The organism is Arthrobacter sp. TJ-254, from assembly GCF_058269175.1.
In genome coordinates, this window is record NZ_JBZCNF010000002.1 from 452,091 (window position 1) to 467,240 (window position 15,150).

13 protein-coding genes are annotated in these 15,150 nt (G+C 67.8%); 9 read left to right on the plus strand and 4 right to left on the minus strand.

All coding sequences use genetic code 11. The annotated features are described in order from the left end of the window. Window positions 1-127: 127 nt before the first annotated feature. Genes AC4D14_RS07200 through AC4D14_RS07210 form a run of 3 tightly spaced genes read left to right on the plus strand, consistent with a single transcriptional unit; the run spans window position 128 to window position 2,873 of the window. A complete protein-coding gene (locus AC4D14_RS07200; protein ID WP_490901069.1) occupies window positions 128-775 on the plus strand; it encodes an FMN-binding negative transcriptional regulator in 648 nt (215 codons plus the stop codon). Between the two features lie 47 nt (window positions 776-822). Further along, window positions 823-1,311 carry a hypothetical protein gene (locus AC4D14_RS07205; protein ID WP_490901070.1) on the plus strand — a complete coding sequence of 163 codons (489 nt, stop codon included), beginning with the start codon at window positions 823-825 and terminating at the stop codon, window positions 1,309-1,311. Window positions 1,312-1,364: 53 nt separating this feature from the next. After that, on the plus strand, window positions 1,365-2,873 hold the full coding sequence (locus AC4D14_RS07210; RefSeq protein WP_490901072.1) for an aromatic amino acid lyase: 1,509 nt from the start codon (window positions 1,365-1,367) through the stop codon (window positions 2,871-2,873). Here the strand turns inward: AC4D14_RS07210 and AC4D14_RS07215 are convergent. Next, a complete protein-coding gene (locus tag AC4D14_RS07215; protein ID WP_490901074.1) occupies window positions 2,838-4,427 on the minus strand; it encodes an isochorismatase family protein in 1,590 nt (529 codons plus the stop codon). The two genes, AC4D14_RS07210 and AC4D14_RS07215, sit on opposite strands and share 36 nt — an antisense overlap. Window positions 4,428-4,776: 349 nt before the next feature. Here AC4D14_RS07215 and AC4D14_RS07220 point away from each other — a divergent pair, with 349 nt between their 5' ends. Then, window positions 4,777-5,595 carry a sigma-70 family RNA polymerase sigma factor gene (locus tag AC4D14_RS07220; RefSeq protein WP_490901075.1) on the plus strand — a complete coding sequence of 273 codons (819 nt, stop codon included), beginning with the start codon at window positions 4,777-4,779 and terminating at the stop codon, window positions 5,593-5,595. 120 nt (window positions 5,596-5,715) lie between these two features. Then, window positions 5,716-6,123, plus strand: coding sequence for a four-helix bundle copper-binding protein (locus AC4D14_RS07225; protein ID WP_490901077.1), 408 nt, complete (start codon window positions 5,716-5,718; stop codon window positions 6,121-6,123). A 26-nt stretch (window positions 6,124-6,149) separates the two neighbouring features. On the opposite strand, the gene AC4D14_RS07230 is transcribed toward AC4D14_RS07225, so the two are convergent. Together AC4D14_RS07230 and AC4D14_RS07235 are read right to left on the minus strand one after the other, a co-directional pair. Further along, a complete protein-coding gene (locus tag AC4D14_RS07230) occupies window positions 6,150-7,865 on the minus strand; it encodes a sigma-54-dependent Fis family transcriptional regulator (protein WP_490901079.1) in 1,716 nt (571 codons plus the stop codon). Between the two features lie 111 nt (window positions 7,866-7,976). Further along, the gene (locus AC4D14_RS07235; RefSeq protein ID WP_490901081.1) at window positions 7,977-8,669 is read right to left on the minus strand and encodes a GntR family transcriptional regulator; all 693 of its coding nucleotides are present in this window, start codon (window positions 8,667-8,669) and stop codon (window positions 7,977-7,979) included. A gap of 121 nt (window positions 8,670-8,790) precedes the next feature. On the opposite strand from AC4D14_RS07235, the gene AC4D14_RS07240 reads away from it, so the two are divergent. From AC4D14_RS07240 to menD, 4 genes are all read left to right on the plus strand, one after another. Continuing rightward, a complete protein-coding gene (locus AC4D14_RS07240) occupies window positions 8,791-10,284 on the plus strand; it encodes an NAD-dependent succinate-semialdehyde dehydrogenase (RefSeq protein WP_490901082.1) in 1,494 nt (497 codons plus the stop codon). Window positions 10,285-10,287: 3 nt separating this feature from the next. After that, a complete protein-coding gene (locus AC4D14_RS07245; protein WP_490901084.1) occupies window positions 10,288-11,571 on the plus strand; it encodes an iron-containing alcohol dehydrogenase in 1,284 nt (427 codons plus the stop codon). Beyond that, the gene (locus tag AC4D14_RS07250; protein WP_490901086.1) at window positions 11,568-12,560 is read left to right on the plus strand and encodes a 3-hydroxyacyl-CoA dehydrogenase; all 993 of its coding nucleotides are present in this window, start codon (window positions 11,568-11,570) and stop codon (window positions 12,558-12,560) included. The genes AC4D14_RS07245 and AC4D14_RS07250 overlap by 4 nt, the downstream gene beginning before the upstream one ends. A gap of 75 nt (window positions 12,561-12,635) precedes the next feature. Then, window positions 12,636-14,381 carry a 2-succinyl-5-enolpyruvyl-6-hydroxy-3-cyclohexene-1-carboxylic-acid synthase gene (gene menD, locus AC4D14_RS07255; protein WP_490901087.1) on the plus strand — a complete coding sequence of 582 codons (1,746 nt, stop codon included), beginning with the start codon at window positions 12,636-12,638 and terminating at the stop codon, window positions 14,379-14,381. Here the strand turns inward: menD and AC4D14_RS07260 are convergent. Next, entirely contained in the window at window positions 14,378-15,148 is a 771-nt protein-coding gene (locus tag AC4D14_RS07260) for an amino acid ABC transporter ATP-binding protein (RefSeq protein ID WP_490901088.1), read from the minus strand. The genes menD and AC4D14_RS07260 overlap by 4 nt on opposite strands. Between the last annotated feature and the right edge of the window lie 2 nt (window positions 15,149-15,150).

The window sequence follows — 15,150 nt, forward strand, 5'->3', positions numbered from 1 at the left end:
AGGTTCATATCCCAAGTATGGCCGCCGTCGCACCAGGACGAGTTCGGTACAGGCCTCTGCTGCGCGGGTTTCCGTCCGGGTGAGACACTGTCGTGGAGCACCCTTCATCAACGAAAGGGAGAAGTCCATGTACACACCAGCACACTTTGCCGCCGGCCCGGGCGTAGTGCACGATCTTCTCACCCGCCCAGCCGCGGCGAACCTGATAACCATGACCCCGAAGGGCCTGCTGGCCACACTGCTGCCCTTCCTCTACGACCCGTCGATCGGTGAACACGGGGCCCTGCACGCCCACCTGGCCCGGAACAACCCGCAGTGGTCGGAGCCGGCGACCGGAGAAGCATTGGCGATCGTCCAGGGCGCTGACGCCTACATCTCACCGACCTGGTACCCATCGAAGGCAGAACACGGACGCGTCGTCCCGACCTGGAACTACTCAACGGCCCATGTGTACGGCAGCCTCGTAATCCACGACGACCCGGTTTGGCTTGGGAACCATGTCAGGCGCCTGACCGACCTCAATGAGGCCCGGTCGGGGCGGCCCTGGATGGTGGACGATGCGCCGGAGCGGTACATCACGGGCCAGCTGCGCGCAATCGTAGGGGTTGAGCTGTTCATCAGCAGGGTCGAGGCGAAGACCAAACTCAGCCAGAACCGACCCGATGCCGACATCGACGGCGTCGTTGAAGGCCTTCACGCCAGCGGCCAGGCAGAAAGCGCCGCGGACGTCGCGCGGGCGAGACCTGAAGGGTCAGGGCGGCCGGGCCGCGCATAGGGTCCAGGGGAGTAGATGCCGCCCACCGGATCGGGGATGATGACCCTATGCGAACCTGGGGGATGGCCGGCGTCTGTATTGTCGCCGCTCAAGCGCTGGGCGGCTGCTCAGGCCCGGTGGCCTGCCCGGCGATTGCGTATTCGTCGACCATTCCGGTGGAACTGGCCGGGGCGGTGCAGCGCGTCCACACCGTTCAGGTGTGCTCCGACGCCGGCTGTACTTCGGTGTTGGGCCGAAGGGCCTCCGCAGGCGGCGGGGCATCCACCCCACACGTGTTCATGCCCGTCAACAGTCCCGCTCCAACACCGCCTCCCGATACGTCCCCGTTCGGGGAGGCCGCGCAGCTGGACGAGGACTCCTGGGTAATCCACGTTTACGGGACACTTCCCAACCGCGTGACCGCGCGGGCGCTCGATACGGAAGACGCCGTCCTAACCGAGGACCAGTTCGCGCTCCAGTGGACGAGGGTCGGGGGAACTGAGGAGTGCGGCGGCCCGTTCGAGTCCAACACGATCACCCTCGATATCGGTTCCTAGTGCCGCCGGTCCACGCGGCCGGCGGAGTGAATCACTGTCCAAAGGAGACGACGTTGATTCAGGTTGACGGCACGCGCTTGCCCCTTGCGGATATTGAAGCGGTTGCACTGAAGCAGGAACCGGTGGTGTTCACCGAAGCCGCAATCGCACGCCTGCGCCACTCATACGAAGCGGCTGCGGCGGCCGTGCAGCGCAGGCCGGTTTACGGGCGGACCACCGGCGTCGGCGCCAACCGTTCCGTCCCGCTCGATGGCGCCGACTCCGCCCAGGGCCTCAATCTGCTCCGCAGCCACGCGGCCGACTCCGGCAGCGTGGTGGACGACGAAACGGTGAGGGCAATGCTTGTGGTCCGCGCATCCCAGCTGGCTGCCGGCGGATCCGGCATCGACCCGGCGATTCCCGCGGCTCTCCTCGACCTCCTCAACGAAAACGTTCTTCCGGAGGTCCGGGTGTTCGGCGGCATCGGCACCGGCGACCTCCCCGCGTTGGCTGGCACAGCGCTGACGCTGTTGGGCGAACGAGCACCGAAGGCAGGAATCCTGAGGAGACCGCTGCAGGGCTGGAAGGTCGACGATGCTCTGCCCTTCATCAGTTCGAATGCGCTGACAATCGCCCAGGCCGCGCTGGCCGCACGGCGGGTGCGCGTGCTTCTCTCCAACCTCGTCCTCACGGGGGCGTTGTCCTCCCTCGCGCTTCGGGGCAACAGGGAAGCGTGGTCAGCACCGGTCACCGCAGCCATGACCAGCCCGTATTCGGCGGGTGCCGCCCAGGCGCTGACCGCGCTCACCGCAGGAACCAAGGCTCCTGCGCGGATCCAGGACCCTTACTGCCTGCGAACCCTTCCCCAAAGCCTCGGTTCCCAGTTTGAGGAACTGGCGGCACTGGAGGAACTTGTGGAGAAACTCGCCGCCGGGACCTTGGAGAACCCGCTCGTTCACTGGGGTCGTGACGGCGCGGGCAGCGGCGATGTTTCCCATAACGGCCTGTTCCACACGGTGAACCTCGCTCAGCGGGTGGACGGCGTGGGCGTCGCCGTGGGTGCCGCCACCGCTCTCACCCTGCGGCGCATCAGCCTCCTCAATGATCCCGCGTACACGGGGCTCGAACGGTTCCTGGCTTCGGCTGCGAACGGAGCGTCCGGGGTAATGATGCTCGAATACGTGGCCGCCGCGGCAACAGGACGGATCCGGGCCAATGCCCACCCCGCCAGCCTCCAGACCGTCGTATTGTCGCTGGGTGCCGAAGAGGACGCCAGCTTCGCCAACCTCGCCGTCGAACAGCTTACGTCCACCGCCCTGGCGCTGCGGACGCTCGTGGGTGTGGAGTTCCTTTGTGCAACCCGTGCGCTGCGCCTGCAGGGTGCGAGCCCGGGCAGCTTCGGGCACCCCGCTATCCGGACGGTCCTGGCTGAGCGTTTCGCCCGCCCCTATGACGCGGGCGACCGTGATCTCCGGAACGAGCTGCAGGAGGCGGAGGAGCTGGTTTCGGCAACCCCACTCGCAGGGGGATCGCTCCACCAACATTCCCTATCCGGGGTCGACTTCGAAGGAAGCGACAGATAGCTCCCCGGCGGGGAGGAGCTTTTTCATCTGCGTGGCAGTCGCCGCGTAGCCCAGCTTTTCGTAAAGGCGCTGCGCATTCTTGTTGTGGCCGAACACGTTGAGTCCCAGGGAGGAGGCACCGAGCCGCTGCGCTTCCTGCTCGGCCAGGAGCATTGCCTGGCGGCCCAGTCCCTGGTGCCGGAATGATTCCTCTACGGCAATGTCGTATATCCACCACGCCGTCGGATCCGACTCGGTGGGACCAATCCACAAATATCCCACCGGGGATCCGCCAAGCATCAGGTCGAAGACCTGGTGCAGTGGAGCGGGGCTTCCGTTGGGGAAGTACATCGCGAACGAACGTTCAGCATTCTCCTCTGCCTCGCTCAACGACTCGCCGGCCTTCATCCGCTCCTCGATGTAGGTGCTCATGCTGCTGTCGATCCAGGGGGCAAGCCTCTCGGCCGGCATCGAACGGAGAGTCAGGTGGGGCCGCAGAGCCTTCGAAGTCACCTGAACCAGGCGGAACCGTTCAAGGACCACCAATGTCTCGTCGGAAACTGTGAAACCCGGGTCGCCGAGGAAGCCGCGCATCTCGGCACTGTGCCAGAACTCTTCATGGGCCGCCCGCCACTGCTCAATCGATGAATGCCCTTCACCCTCGTCCCGGACGTGATCCCAAGGCACTTTGCCCAGCGGAACCTGCTCGACCCTCACCGTTTCGATCACCGCCACCGGTTCATTGGATGAGTTCACAAGGAGCTGGCGGGCCCCGACGCGGGGAAGTGGATCGTTCTCAATCCCGTATTCGGCGACTGTCGACGTCGTCGTGGTCTTGCTTCCACTGAGGACGGCGTCAACGAGCCTGTCCCGGAGCGGGCCGGGGAACCCAAACTCGGCCCGCGGAAGGTCTCCGAAGGTGGAGATATCCGGATCCACGCGGGCGCCCGGGGCGACGCGACCGGGCTGGGCGGGCTGCCCGGGCGGCGGGGCCGCGCCGAGAAGGTCCGCGGTGCGGACAACCGTGGCGAACTCACCGTGCAGGTTCACTCCGGTGATGCGCGCGAGATCCGCGGCAGCGACGGTCCGCCCGTCGATGCCGGTCCGGTCGAAGGTGTGGGTCGCATCGGTGGGGAAGTACACCTCGTAGCCAAGGTTGCCGCCCATCCGCGCGGTGGTCTCGCAGCAGTGATTTGTTGTGATGCCGCAGACGACGACGGCGCCAATTTTCTGCGCGGTCAGCCAGGCGTGGAGGTCGGGGGTCCCCAGGAAGCTTGAGTTGACGGTCTTGGTGACCAGCAGGTCCGGGCGGCCGCTGATGATCGGCTTGAAGGCGTGGCCCGGGTTGCCGGGGTGCAGGGGGGAGGCGGGGTTGGTTGAGGCGTGCTTCACGAAAACGACCGGCCGCCCGGTCCGCCGCCACTCATCGAGGAGGGCTGCGATGTTCGCTTCGCATGCCGGATTGTCCCGCGGCCCCCACCACGCGGCGTCGTTGAAACCCTGCTGGACGTCAACGATGATGAGGGCCGTCGGCCGGGAGGCGACGGCTTCTGCAGGCGATGAGAGCTGGTCCATGACCGCACCCTACTCCGTGTCATCACGCTTTCCGGCAGCACTGGCATGCCGCCGGTGCTTCGGCATACCCGTCGGTACCGGTACCGGTACCGGCCCCGGGCGCGGACGCCGCCGCAGATTTTGGTGGGCACCGGAGAGAAAGTCCAAGGATAGGCGCATGATCACCGCAGATTCTGCCGAGGAATGACCCACATTTTTCCCATTGCCGAAATAGGCACGAATCGGGAGGTTAGCGTTGTGAAAACCGGGAGACCGGCGGGTCGGCCACATCGGTCCGGATCCGCGGTCTCCCCGGACAGGAAGCACAGGCCGCCCGCTGGGCCGGTCCATCTCTAGGGGGTAGTCGACGTTGAACCGTGAAGAACGCAATGAACTCGTTCTCGAGAACCTTCCGTTGGTTGGCTACCTCGTCTCCGAAATCTGCGCGAAGGCACCCCACCTTTCCCGTGATGACCTGGCGGCGGCGGGCGCACTTGCTCTGGTGACCGCGGCACAGTCGTTCAACGCCGAATTCGGAGTCCCTTTCGGGGCGTTCGCCCGCCGCCGGATCCTCGGTGCGTTCGCTGATGACATGCGGGCCTCCGACTGGGCGAGCAGGGACACACGGCGGAAGATCAAGGCAGCCCTTGCGGTGTCCGAAGCGCTGACGGGAACCCTGGGCCGCACCCCGACCCTTGAAGAGGTCGCCGAGGCCCTCGGGGTCGGCCGGGATGCCGCCGCTGCAATTCTCGCCGATGCCTCCCGCACGGTTTCCACACTTGATGAAACGCTCGCCGACATCCCGGCGGCGGCGATTGAGACACCTGAGGAATCGCTCCTGGTGGCCGAACAGGGGCAGTACCTGCGGGCCGCGGTCGAAGCGTTGCCCGAACGGATGCGGTACATCATCAAGGCCACCTATTTCCAGGACCGCACGGTCAAGGAACTGGCCGCCGAGTCCGGCTCCACCCACTCCGCCGTTTCCCAGCAGCGCGCCGAGGCCATCCGGCTGCTGCGCGACGGCCTGGCGGCTGTCTATGCGGACCAGCAGGCGGCGCAGGCACAACCTGAATCGCGCATCTCTCCGGCCCGGCGCAGCGCCTACATTGGTTCCCTCGCCACACTCACCCAGGGAGGATTCACCCGTGTTGGGGCAAGGGAACTCCCGAGGGTCGCCGCCGTGGCGTGACCCTCGGCCGCCTCGTTCCGAATTTTCCTGCTGGTCCGCCGGTACATGCCGCGCGTACGGTCGAGGGAGGCGGCAGTCGGCCGCCGCACCATCCAACGCTCAGGGACGAAGGAGAAGACAGTGACTCACGCGGCAGCGATGCTCGGCACCTACCCTCAAGACCTCGGCACGATCGACCGGGAAAAGCTCCTGGCCTGCATTGACGCCTGCTTCGACTGCGCACAGGCGTGTACCGCCTGCGCTGATGCTTGCCTGAGCGAGGACATGGTGGCCCACCTGACCAAATGCATCCGCACGAACCTCGACTGCGCCGACGTCTGCGCCGCAACCGGGAAGGTCCTCTCCCGCCACACCGGGTACGACGCGAACGTGACAAGAAGCGTCCTCGAGGCGTGCCGTACGGCCTGCAAGGCCTGCGGCGACGAATGCGACAGCCACGCGGAGATGCACGAGCATTGCCGGGTCTGCGCAGAGGCGTGCCGCCGCTGCGAACAGGCCTGCGCGGACCTCATCGCTTCCCTTGGCTGAGTAGCGCCCGGCTGACCGGCCCGCAGCTAGGCGGTGAGCCGGTACGCCTTCATCTTCCGGTACACGGTCGCGCGGGAAAGCCCCAGGATTTCCGCCGCCTTCGAGCGGTTGCCGTGGGCCTCCTGCAGGGCCTTGCGGATCGCCTCCAGTTCAACCCGCTCAATCATCGACAGCGAACGGGCACCCTGCATCACCGACGGCAGGTCGCCGGGAAGAACGGCACCGCGCTTCCCGGTGATCGAGAGGTGTTCCAAAGTGCCCCGAAGCTCCTTCAGGTTCCCCGGCCAGCGGTAGCCCTTCAGGACCTCAAGCGTCTCCGGCCGCAGCTCCATCCGGGTGCCTGGGGCAATCCGTTCGGCGAAGACGTGCCACAGGGCGGGAAGGTCGCTGGTCCGGTCGCGCAGCGGGGGAACCCATACCAGCGCGAGGCCCAGCCTGCCTCCCAGCGCGTCCGCTTCCTCCTGGGAACCGGCCGAAAGGGTCAGGAGCACGGGCCCGTGGCCCGAGGCGTTTTCCAGGACCGACTTCATCCCGTCGAGTGACTGGGCATCGAGCGTCTCGATGCCGCGCACCGTGACCGGAGCGGCCGAGGCGAGCCGGTCCGCCAGCTTGCACAGCCACTTCCTGCTGCCGAGCAGATGGCGTTCGGCGGCGTCGGTGACCATCGACTGGGCGTGTGAGGTTCCGGGACGGAACGGAAGCCCCAACGCCAGGGAGGCCTTGCCCGTCCCCGGCTCGCCGGCGATGATGAGCGGGCGGCGCGACTCGCGGTGGCGGGCAACCTGGTGAACGGCCGAGAGCCACTCGGGGGAGCGCCCGATGAGCTGCGGGCGGGGCGGCCCGGGGTTGACCGCGGCGGTCCTGCGCTCGCGGTCGAGCACCACGATCGTCCCCGCCCCCTGATCGAGCGCCGTTACCTTCAGGTTGACCGTGCCGGTTGAGAGCTCAAGGAGGAAGTTCCCGCTCCGGCGCTGCTCCACATTTCCTTGGATGAGGTCGAGGTCGGCGACGGTCAGGCGCCCCGCCTCCTTGCTCTGCATGACCAGGCCCTGCGGACCGAAGGCCACGACGGGGCCGGCATGCGAACGGGTCCGCTCGAGGAAAGTGGCAAGCATCCTGCGGGCCGCTGGCTGCTCGACGTCGAGCACCTGTTGTTCGAGTTGGGTGGTGACCGAGTTGATGAGGGGTTTGAGCAGTCCGCTGCGTGAGGTGAGACCGCTGGAGATGGTGACAACGGCCAGGAGCTTGCCGGTGAGGGGGTGCCGTACCGGGGCGCCGGTGCAGACCGCGTTGCTGTAGAAGTCGGCGAAATGCTCGGTTCCGGTGATCTGCACGCTCTTGCCTGTCGCAATGACCGTTCCGACCCCGTTGGTGCCAACCGCGTCTTCGGAGAGCACCGCGCCGCGCACGGTTCCGAGCTTGTCGAGGTGGTCAAGGGCGTCGTGGTCATGGGACCAGCGCTGCAGGATCCGGCCCTGCGCGTCGGCGAGGAGCAGGCCGAGGCCGGTTCCGTTGAGGTCATCCGAGACCCGGGTCAGCGGTGCCTGGAACATGTCGAGCAGGTGGGTATCGAGGAGGTCCTCGGGCACCTGGGGTACATCCCGGATGTTTTCCGGCACTCCCAGCGCCGCCTGGGATCGCTGCCACGACTTGATGAGCTCCGGGCTCAGGCCGGGGAAATGCCCCGCCGTGGGTGGGGCGTGTTTGACCTCTTGCACTTTGGCGTCGAAAGGCGTGGGCACGATGTACTCCTAGGCTCTGCCCTCGTCCTCAACCGCCGATACTGTGCGTCTCGTCGTTGAGAACCGTTGGACCGTTAGTGCTGAGAGACTACTAGTAATATCGTATTAGCGCTATACCGGGACGTGGGCCCCGAGGCGTTTCGAGTACTCGAGCACCGCCAGTTCGCCGGCCAGCTGAATGTGGTGCTCGCAGGCCGCCCGCGCGGTGTCCGGATCGCGGTCGACTGCAGCCGCCTGAACGATACGGCGCAGTTCCTGCATCGAGATCGCAACGCGGTGTTCGTCGATGAAGGCGTAGCGCCGGAACAGTCCGATCCGAGTGTGGATGCCCCGGAGGCTGTTCTCCAGCACCGGGTTACCGGCGCCCTCAAGCAGCAGCGTGTAGAACTTTTCCTTGCTTGCTTCCCTCGACGCGACCGATCCGTGGAGGTAACTCGAATCCATAGAGTCGATGAGGGCCATCATCTCCGCGGCCTGGCCGGTTGTGGCATTGCGGGCAAACAGTTCCCCGGCCAGCCCCTCAAGCGAACGGCGCACCTCGTAGAGGGACTCGATGTCCCGCTGGGAGAGCACCGTGACGATCGGCCCGCGGTTGGGGACCATCGTGATCAGGCTTTCGGTCTCGAGCTGGCGCAGTGCTTCGCGGATGACGGTGCGTGAGACGCCGTAGGACTCGCAGAGCGCGCTTTCAAGGAGCCGGTCGCCCGGCGGCAGCACGCCCTCGAGGATGTCCTCGCGCAGCAGGCGCACCACCTGCTGGCGCAACGGAGCGGCGTGGCGTTCGACTTTGGAGTTCGTATTCATTGGCTGTTGCCCCCGGGAAATTGACTGTCTCAACTTGACGCACCCGGGCCTCGCGGCCGGGTTGCGATCGTACGCTAATACGAGATTACCCGACGATGCAGACCGGCGAGAGGACCAGAAAATGACGACGTTGACGAGTATCGAGGGCACGGTGACCCTGCGCGGCCATACGATTCCGGTGGGTCTGTACACCGGCGGCACCTGGCGGAGTACGGCCTCCGCGTTCGACGTCGTCAATCCCTCCACCGGCGCTGTGATCGCCTCGGTTTCCGACGGCGGAGAGGCGGAGGCGCTGGCCGCCCTCGATGCCGCGGCCGGGGCCCAGGACGCCTGGCGCCGGGTCGCTCCCCGGGAGCGGGCCAACCTGTTCCACCGCGCCCATGCGCTGCTGCGCAGCCGGGCCGACGCGATCGCCGAGACGATGACGCTCGAGAGCGGCAAGCCGCTCGCCGAGGCGCGCAGCGAATTCCAGCTCTCGGCCGACTTCTTCCTCTGGTACGCCGAGCAGGTGGCACACCTGCATGGCACCTACGCCTCGGGTTCCCCGGGCGGATACCGCATCGTCACCACCTACCAGCCGGTCGGGCCGAGCCTGCTCATCACCCCGTGGAACTTCCCGCTGCTGATGATTGCCCGCAAGGCCGGCGCCGCACTGGCGGCCGGGTGCACTGTTGTGGTGAAGTCGGCGAAGGAAACCCCGCTGACTTGCGCCCTCTTCGTTGAGGCGCTTCACGACGCCGGGTTCCCGCCGGGCGTCGTCAACCTCCTCCACACCACCCGTTCTGCGGACGTGTCGGCCGCCGTGATGGCCGATCCGCGGCTGCGCAAGGTCAGCTTCACCGGCTCAACCGGCGTCGGCAGCACCCTGCTGCAGCAGGCCGCCCCGGGAATCGTGAATTCCTCGATGGAGCTCGGCGGCGACGGGCCGTTTGTCGTCCTCGATGACGCCGACATCGACCTGGCAGCCCAGCAGGCGATCCTCAGCAAGTTCCGCAATGCGGGCCAGGCGTGCGTTGCGGCGAACCGGATCATCGTCCACTCCGCGGTGGCCGAGGAATTCACCCGAAAGTTCGTTGCCCTGACGGAGAAGCTCCGTGTCGGCGACGGTTTCGAGGAAGGCACCGAGGTGGGTCCGATCATCTCCGCCAAGCAGCGCGACACCGTGGCGGGCCTCGTTGAGTCGCTGAAGGGCATTGACGCCGAACTGCTGACCGGTGGCTCCGCTGTGGAGGGCAGCGGGTACTTCTACCAGCCGACCGTGTTCAGGGTGAACGACCGGAACAACGAGGTCTGCAACCAGGAACTGTTCGCCCCAATCGCCACAATTTACACCGTCGACTCGACGGCGGAGGCGGTGCAGGTGGCGAACGACACCCGCTACGGCCTCGCCGCCTACGTCTTCACCCGGGACCTTTCCCGTGCCCTTGCCGTGAGTGAGAACCTCGACTCGGGGATGGTCGGGATCAACCGCGGCATCATGGCCGATCCTGCCGCGGCCTTCGGCGGCGTGAAGGCCTCGGGCCTTGGCCGGGAGGGCGGACACGACGCAATCTACGAATACCTGGAACCCAAATACCTCGCCATCACCGTCGATGAGACCAAAGGACTTGAGTAAGCGATGAGCACCCTCTCCACCACCTCACCGGAAAAGACGGCGGGCCGCCCGGGCGGCCCGGCGACCACGATCGGGCTGCTCCGCCAGCCCAAGACCGTGCTGTTCGGCCCCGGCCAGCGCCACCAGCTGCCCTTCATCGTCGCCGGGATCGCGAAGCACCTGTTGGTGACCACGGATTCCCGCATGGCGCAGAGCCAGGAATTCCTGGCGATCATCGAGGGGATCCGCGCCAAGGGCACCGAGGTCTCCATCTACTCGGAGGCCGAACCGGATCTTCCGCGCGAGAACATCGTCGACGTCGTCGAGGCCTTCGGCGGCCGGGAGGTCGACGCGATCCTCGGCATCGGCGGCGGCTCCTGCATGGACCTCGCCAAGGTTGTGGCCGTCGTGCTGGCCAATGACGGTGATGTGCGCGACTACTACGGCGAATTCCTTGTGCCCGGCCCGGGCCTGCCGGTGATCACCGTTCCCACAACCGGGGGAACCGGCGCCGAGGTCACCTGCATCTCGGTGGTCTTCGACCGGGAGAAGGGGATGAAGGTCGGGGTGGCCAGCCCGTTCCTTGAGCCCCACACCGCCGTCATCGACCCCGAACTGACCCTCAGCTGCCCGCCCGGGCTGACGGCGGCAACCGGAGCGGACGCGCTCTCGCACCTCATCGAAACCTTCACCGGACGGGTCAAGCGGCCAACCCCGGAGGAGATCGACACCAAACTGTATGTGGGCAAGAACCGGCTCGCGGACATGTTCGCCAGCCACGGCCTGCACCTGCTCAACACCTCGCTCGAGGCCGTGGCCGCTGACCCGTCGGACCTTGAGGCGCGCTCGGACACGATGCTTGCCGCGTACAACGCGGGCATGGCCATAAACACGGCGGGCACGGCCGGCGCGCATGCCATCCAGGGCGCCGTCGGCAACCTCACCCACACGCCTCACGGGTTCGGGATCAGTGCGCTGCTGCCCTATGTCATGCGCTTCAACCTCCCGGAGCGGGTGGCCGAGTTCGCCGAGATCGGCCGCATTTTCGGCGTCGTCGACCCTGCCGCACCGGAGCTGGACCAGGCCCGCGCCGGGATCCTGCGGGTCGAGGAACTGCTCGCGGCCCTCGGCGCCCCGCTCGACCTGAAAACCCTCGGCCTCTCCCCGGACGACTTCGGGTTCGTCGCCGACCAGGCGATGCTCGCCACCCGGTTGACGGCCAACAACCCGAGGGAGCTGACCCGGGAACTCGTTCTTGCGATCCTGGAGCGCGGCTACGCCAATGACCGCTCCTGGTGGGTCGTGTGAGCCACTCCGACGGTTCCCGGCCCCGCGTCGTCGCGGTGGCCGGGGCGGGCTCGATCGGGGTGGCCTTCGCGGTGCTCTTCGCCGATGCCGGGTTCCGCGTGCGTGTCTGGGATGCGTTCCCCGCGGCGTTCGAGACGGCGGCCCGGGAGCTGTCCGCGCGCCTCGAGCAGCTCGCCGCGCACGGCCTGCTGACGGGCCCGGTTGAGGCGACGGCGGCCCGTGTCTCATTTCACGAGGACCTTGCCGACGCCGTCGACGGGGCCGAGCTGGTGCAGGAGTGCGCCCCCGAGCGCCTCGAGCTGAAGCGGTCCCTGTTCGCGGCCGTCGCCGACGCCGCGCCGGCCGGAGCGGTCCTTGCCAGCTCAAGCTCGGCCCTGGTCCCCAGCGCCATGGCCGAAGGGCTGGCTGCCGCTGACCGGCTGCTGGTCGCCCACCCGGGAAACCCGCCGTACCTGCTTCCGGTCATCGAGCTGGTCCCTTCCCCTGCCACCTCGCCCGAGGTCATTGACCGGGCCGCCGGCCTGTACCGCAACGCGGGCCTGAAACCGGTCGTGCTGCGCAGGGAAGTCGAGGGGTTTCTCTTCAACCGGCTGCAGGGCGCCGTCCTGCGGGAGGCCTACGCGCTCGTGCGCGACGGGGTCGCATCAGCCGAGGACATTGACGAAGTGATGCGCAGCGGCCTGGGCCGCCGGTGGAGTTTCATGGGCCCCTTCGAGACGGTCGACCTCAACACCAGGGGCGGGATTGCATCGCATGCGGAAAAGATGGGCCCCGCCTATGAGCGGATGGGCGCCGAACGCGGACAGCACGACCCCTGGACACCGGACCTCGTCTCCGCCGTAGCTGCGGAGCGCAGGGCGGCCCTTCCCCTTGAGGAATGGGACAAGCGCGTCCTCTGGCGGGACGAGCAGCTGATGCGCCTGAAGCCCGGCTGGGACGCGGCGGCCGCGCAGCGGAGCGAAATTCCGGGCGCCGGTTTCCCCGGGTAGCGGCGCAGGTGCGGGCGGGCAAGGCGCCGCGGCGAACGGTGGGAGCGGGACGATGGCCCGTGGAAAGATGGGGCGGTGAGCGATTCCCTCGAAGCCATCGATTCCGCCCGCCGCGCAGTGGCAGCCCTGGCCGAGGCCGGCGTGTATGACGTGGTCGTTGCCCCCGGCTCCCGCAGCGCGCCAATGGCCTACGCGCTCGCCGAGGCCGAAGCGGCCGGGTCGGTCCGGCTGCACGTGCGCATCGATGAGCGCAGCGCCGGTTTCACGGCGCTGGGCCTCGCCCTCGGCGCCCAGCGCCCGGCAGCGGTGCTCACGACGTCGGGCACGGCCGTGGGCGAACTGCTGCCCGCGGTCATGGAGGCAAACCACGCCGCCGTGCCCCTGGTGGTCCTCTCCGCCGACCGGCCCGAGGAACTCCGGGGAACCGGCGCGAACCAGACAACACACCAGCCCGGCATCTACGGCGCCCAGGTGCGCTGCGCCCTTGACGTGCCGGCCGGCCACGACCCGGCACCGGCGGTGGCCCGGGCACTCCGGGAGGCCCGCGGCGGCCGGCGCACCGCGGCGGGGCCGGTCCAGCTCAACCTCGCGTTCCGCGACCCGCTCGTGCCCGGGGACGGCACCGCCGCGGATCCTGCCCTGCCCGGTGGGCTCCCCGCTCACGATCCCGAGGCGGCAGGGCCGCACTGGCGCGACCTTGGCGCCCCCGGGCCCGGAGCCCTGCCCCCGGAGGCCGCCGAGGCCTCGGGCTGGGCCGCGCCCGTTCCCGCCGACGCGAAGACCGTGGTGGTTGCCGGCCACGGCGCCGGCGCCCTGGCCGCCGTATTCGCGGCCCATCTGGGGCTGCCGCTGCTCGCCGAGCCCTCCTCCAATGCCCGATTCGGGGTCAGCGCGCTGGCACCCTACCGGCTGCTGCTTGAGCATCTGGGCGGTGGCATCGAAAAGGTCGTCGTCTTCGGCCGGCCGACCCTTTCGCGTCCCGTCGCGGCACTGCTTGCAAGGACCGACGTCGAGCAGGTGCTCTACCTGCCGGGCCCGGTGGCCTGGTTCGAGCCCGGCCGGCGGCGCGAACGCATCATCGACAACCTTCCCGAGCTCCTTCGCTTCGCGGGCCGGGGCGCCGAGGGCTGGCTTGCCTCATGGCGCAGTGCCGCGGAGGCAGCGGACGCCGCAATCTCGAACCTGCTTGCCGCCGAGGATTCCCTGAACGGCCTCGGTCTCGCCGAATCGGTGTGGGAGCACACCGACGGGAACCTGGTCCTCGGCTCATCGAACCCGATCCGCGACGTCGACCTCACGGCCCCCACCGGCTGGCATCCGCTTGAGGTCTTCGCCAACCGCGGCCTGGCGGGCATCGACGGCACCATCTCGACGGCGACCGGCATCGCCTTGGCCAGCGGCGTGCCGACGCGGCTGTTGCTGGGAGACCTGACCTTCCTTCACGATGCCGGCGGCCTGCTGCCGGGCGCCGGTGAACCGGAACCCGACCTGCAGATCGTTGTGCTGAACGACCAGGGCGGCGGAATCTTCGGGCTGCTCGAACACGGCGCGGAATCGACGACGGCGCGGTACGGGGCAGCCGTCGAGCGCCTGTTCGGAACGCCGCAGGCAGTGGACATCGCCGCCCTGGCGGCGGCGTACGGGGTGCGCCATGAACGGGTCGAGACGCTTCCGGACCTTGATACAGCGATGGAGCGGCCCATTCGGGGCCGCTCCATCGTTGAAGTGCGGGCGTACCGGCAGGCCCTCCGGCCGCTTCATGCCCGAATTCGCCAGGCCGTTGCCGACGCCGTGACCGGCGGCGGACGCGCCGCGGGCTAGAGGACCTTCGAGAGGAACTCCCGGGTCCGGTTGTGCTGCGGGTTGCCCAGCACGTCCTCGGGCTTGCCCTGTTCAACAACCACGCCGCCGTCCATGAAAACAACGCGGTCGCCGACCTCGCGGGCGAAACCCATCTCGTGGGTGACGACCATCATCGTCATTCCCTCACGGGCGAGCTGCTTCATCACCTCAAGGACGTCGCCGACGAGCTCCGGGTCCAGCGCGCTGGTCGGCTCGTCAAAGAGCATCATGTCCGGATCCATCGACAGCGCCCGTGCGATTGCGACGCGCTGCTGCTGGCCGCCGGAGAGCTGCGCGGGGAAGGCGTCTTCCTTCTCCGCAAGGCCGACCTTGGCCAGATTGCGCCGGGCCACCTCGATCGCCTCCGCCTTGCCGCGGCCCTTGGCCCGCTTCTGGGCGAGTGTCAGGTTGGCCAGCACGCTCAGGTGGGGGAAGAGGTTGAACTGCTGGAACACCATGCCGATGCGGGTGCGCATCTTGTCCAGATCGGTCTCCGGATCGGTGATGTCCACGCCTTCGACCATCACGGTTCCGGTCGTGGGCTCCTCAAGGCGGTTCACGCAGCGCAGCAGCGTTGACTTGCCCGACCCCGAGGGGCCGATGACGCACACCACCTCGCCCTGGTCGACGTGGAAGTCGATTCCCTTGAGGACCTCGTTACTGCCAAAGCTCTTGCACAGCGCCCGGACTTCGATCGCCGGTGCGGTGGTGCTCAGTGCCGAAGCAGCCGCTGAAGCTTTAGTCACTG

Coding starts and splice junctions, on each gene's coding strand:
- AC4D14_RS07200 (WP_490901069.1), top strand. CDS start 128: ATGTACACACCAGCACACTTTGCCGCCGGCCCGGGCGTAGTGCACGAT.
- AC4D14_RS07205 (WP_490901070.1), top strand. CDS start 823: ATGCGAACCTGGGGGATGGCCGGCGTCTGTATTGTCGCCGCTCAAGCG.
- AC4D14_RS07215 (WP_490901074.1), bottom strand. CDS start 4,427: ATGGACCAGCTCTCATCGCCTGCAGAAGCCGTCGCCTCCCGGCCGACG.
- AC4D14_RS07235 (WP_490901081.1), bottom strand. CDS start 8,669: ATGAATACGAACTCCAAAGTCGAACGCCACGCCGCTCCGTTGCGCCAG.
- AC4D14_RS07240 (WP_490901082.1), top strand. CDS start 8,791: ATGACGACGTTGACGAGTATCGAGGGCACGGTGACCCTGCGCGGCCAT.
- AC4D14_RS07245 (WP_490901084.1), top strand. CDS start 10,288: ATGAGCACCCTCTCCACCACCTCACCGGAAAAGACGGCGGGCCGCCCG.